Origin of the sequence: Aestuariivirga sp. (assembly GCF_037139295.1) — a bacterium.
In the GTDB taxonomy this organism is placed as follows: Bacteria; Pseudomonadota; Alphaproteobacteria; order Rhizobiales; family Aestuariivirgaceae; genus Aestuariivirga.
In genome coordinates this window covers 1-3,332 of sequence record NZ_JBAXGR010000206.1, presented here as the reverse complement: position 1 = coordinate 3,332, position 3,332 = coordinate 1, and the positions used below count along the sequence as shown (strand labels likewise).

Annotated in this window: 2 protein-coding genes; one reads left to right on the top strand and one right to left on the bottom strand. The window is 51.7% G+C overall.

Annotated elements, in window-relative coordinates; all coding sequences use genetic code 11:
- Positions 1-251 precede the first annotated feature (251 nt).
- Positions 252-464, bottom strand: coding sequence for a hypothetical protein (locus tag WCJ41_RS20830; protein ID WP_336907757.1), 213 nt, complete (start codon positions 462-464; stop codon positions 252-254).
- Positions 465-703: 239 nt separating this feature from the next.
- Here WCJ41_RS20830 and WCJ41_RS20825 point away from each other — a divergent pair, with 239 nt between their 5' ends.
- The gene (locus WCJ41_RS20825; RefSeq protein WP_336907756.1) at positions 704-2,968 is read left to right on the top strand and encodes a sulfatase-like hydrolase/transferase; all 2,265 of its coding nucleotides are present in this window, start codon (positions 704-706) and stop codon (positions 2,966-2,968) included.
- Positions 2,969-3,332: the final 364 nt, after the last annotated feature.

Here is a 3,332-nt window from a genome sequence, read left to right as displayed (position 1 = left end):
CAACCCGACACGAGCGTAAACCGGCGGTAGGACGGCAGCTTCCCAAGCTGCATGTCGTGGGTTCGGTCCCCATCGTACCGCCATGGACCACACTCTGGCGCAACATATGCACTTGCATGTCCTTGGCGCCTTTGGGGACCCACATGACCTCTAGCGACAGGTCAGTGCTCCACGCCCGACCAGGCCTTCACATGCAAGTTCTGCCTCTCCGGCAAAGCCGCGGAACCGAGACTCCGAGGCACCAGTCGCCCCTATCTGCTCCAGCACCACGAACCCAAGTGCGACTGGCTGACGCCGTCCTCCACCAGCGCAGAGCCCGTTGTCATGCAGGCCAGTGACTGGGAGATCTGCGGGTCCAGTGACGTCCCCCAGGTGCCCACGACCAGCTGGCTGGGGCCGTCGTAAGCAATCGCGAGCGCTTCGAAGGCGTGGATGTGGCCCGAGACGACTTGCAGGGCCTGCATGCTTGCGGTTTCGATCTTCTGCCTCGCCAAGCGACGCATAGATATAACTACCTAAGCAATACTTCAGGAAGACGCGCTGATGAGCCTGTACTATTTCTATTCAAGAGTCATATATGTCTCAAGTAGCAGTGAATTGCGCAAACAGCTGTTTCGACAAGTCGGGCATACGGTAGATGCTGATCAAAATGCGCAGTCACACCGAATAGAAAGCAATTCGCTTGGACATGCGGGGATCGAAAATGCCTATCATTCGTGTCGAGAAATTTCTTGTTACTTATTCGCTCTCGCTTTTGGTTTCGCTGCTTGCACTATTGCTGCTGCCCCACCCGGCAACTGCGGCATCGAAGGCAGCTAAGCCGAATATTCTGATAATCTTCACAGACGACGTCGGGATCGACCAGCTCGATACCTTTGGCTATGGCGGGCTGGCTGCAACCTTGACTGGTCAAGCCCAGACTACTGCCGGAAATGCAGCTGCTACTCCAAACATTGATGCAATAGCCGATGCGGGGATAAGATTTAGAAATACATGGGCGATGCCAACCTGCACAGTCGCTCGATCGGTGCTGTATACGGGCCGCTATCCCTTTCGAACAAGTGTCCTCGCAGCTATTGGCCCAGAAGATCTTGCGAACTCGATGACCTCTCCGTTCGAAATGACGTTGCCAAAGATTCTCAAGAAAGCCGGATACACCAGCGGAATCTTCGGCAAGTACCATGTTGGTCTTCAGAAGAATAATCCGTACAAGTATAAAATGATGCGATCCCTTGGTTGGGATTACTTCGCTGGATGGTACGACGAGACAGGCGATCCGACTACAATTGATAAAAGTGCTGGCGGTGTAGGGGCAGACGGACAATATCCCCTCGGGTATGTGCCAGGTTCAAATAATGGCGGATCGGACAGTGGTGCTTGCTACACCAAAGGCACCATAAGAAACTGCAAGATTCTCAGCGCACCATATGGCGATAAGAATCCGCCAGGGAGACAGTGCCTAATCAGTGGTGGGATCTTTGTTCCCGGACAAGGATCCTGCACGGGACCTATTCCTCCGCTCAACTTCGACACCATCAATGCTCACTATGTATCCCCTTGGGGTATTGACAATGGAAGGGTAGTCACTCGGTTTCCATTGACAGCCCCAGACTCCCGTCAGTTTCGGAATGTTCAGGCTACTGATGCGGCAATAAAATGGATCAGGCGGCAGCAATCGTCGTCCAAGCCCTGGATGGCGACATTGGCCTACCCAGTTGTGCATACGCCTTTGCAGCCGCCACCGATCGATATGCTACCTCCCACCTCTCTTGACGCCAATGGTCTAGATGTAACTCAAAACTCGCTAGCCTACTACATCCTAGCCAATCAGATGATACAGGCAATGGATGTGGACATTGGTCGGCTGCTGGTTGAGACAGGCTTGGCGAAAAGAAAAACAGATGGCAGCATTGCTTATCAACCTGAAGCTACGAATACTCTAGTCGTGTATGTCAATGACAATGGCTCGTTTGGCAGCAATACGAGACTTCCATTTGACCCCCAGAGAGCCAAGGGCACTGTCTATCAGACGGGCGTTTGGGCGCCATTGATCGTTGCCGGACCAATGGTCAATCAGCCGAATAGATCAGTCGACGCAATGATAAACATTGCCGATGTCTATCAGTTGGCAGGAGAAGTCGCTGGGGTTGATGTCCACAAGGCGGCTTCACCGCGTACAGTAGATGCCCAATCCATGTTGCCCTATCTAAAGCAACCCAACCAGTTGAGTATTCGAAAAACGAATTTTACTCAAATCGGTCTAAATCGTATGATAAACGACACCATACAGGCGCCTTGTCAGTTTGCAAACTCGTGCTCCCATGTGCTTTTGAGCAAAGAAGTCTGCGAAGACAACCTAGGTGTTTGGTTTGGTGTTGACGCCGAGGGAACATACCCATCTAGCCCCACACAAAGCGTGCCAAATCCACCTGAGATACCGCAGGGTGGTTTTCAGTATTGTTGCCAGGTCCAGAATTGGCTCGTGAGTGAGGGCCAGCCGGCTGCGTCGGTCATCCCCCAGAATGCTTGGGCAATACGCAATGATGAAGGGTACAAACTGATCCGCAACAGCTGGAAAGACTACCAACCCACCAATCCGGATGCCACACAAGATGGTTGCGTCGACGTAACAACAGAAGAACTATATCAAGTTAATGAAGCAATACCAGTTCCTATGTTGGATAGGAACGGAACCCAGCTTGACCATTCAGTCGCGGGTTCCACAAACAATCAGATATACTCTTCATTAAAGACGGAGCTTGATGACTTGCTCTCCTCTCACGAGGACTGTCCCGGAGATGGTAATGGTGATGGATTTGTGAACAGGAAAGATATCGAGGATTATAAGCGCATGGTCAAAGTCTCGAAGGGAAAATCGAGTTGGTACGATTTGGATAGGAATGGCTTGACCGATGAAGTGGACCTGCAGACGATCAGATCAAATCTTGGGAAAGCATGTGTTCAATAGTCGTTGCCCATTGCCAGATACGTCACGAAGATGTTCGTCGTCAGACAATTTGAGACTTTCGGGCGTGTGATCAACGAATGAATATGCCGGGTCCGCCTTGCGGTCATCGTTCTTGATCGTCTGTTCGCCTCAGATGAGACCCCACGAATTGGGCCTAGCCTTGGCACACCACTCGCATGGCTTTCGACCAAGAGGCAACAGCACCTCCCCCCGCGGACGGAACTCTAGCCAGACAGAGGATAAATTGGGAATTTATACCTAAGTACGCGTATCGTGTAAATAATTACAGCGATATTTCAATGAGATAGTGGTTCGCATCTTTATTCCGCATGGTGCGCAAACATCCCTGGCCATTGAGCATCGC

What these genes read in the sequence shown, in the direction of transcription:
- WCJ41_RS20830 (WP_336907757.1), bottom strand. Translation starts at nt 464, where the DNA reads ATGCAGGCCCTGCAAGTCGTCTCGGGCCACATCCACGCCTTCGAAGCG.
- WCJ41_RS20825 (WP_336907756.1), top strand. Translation starts at nt 704, where the DNA reads ATGCCTATCATTCGTGTCGAGAAATTTCTTGTTACTTATTCGCTCTCG.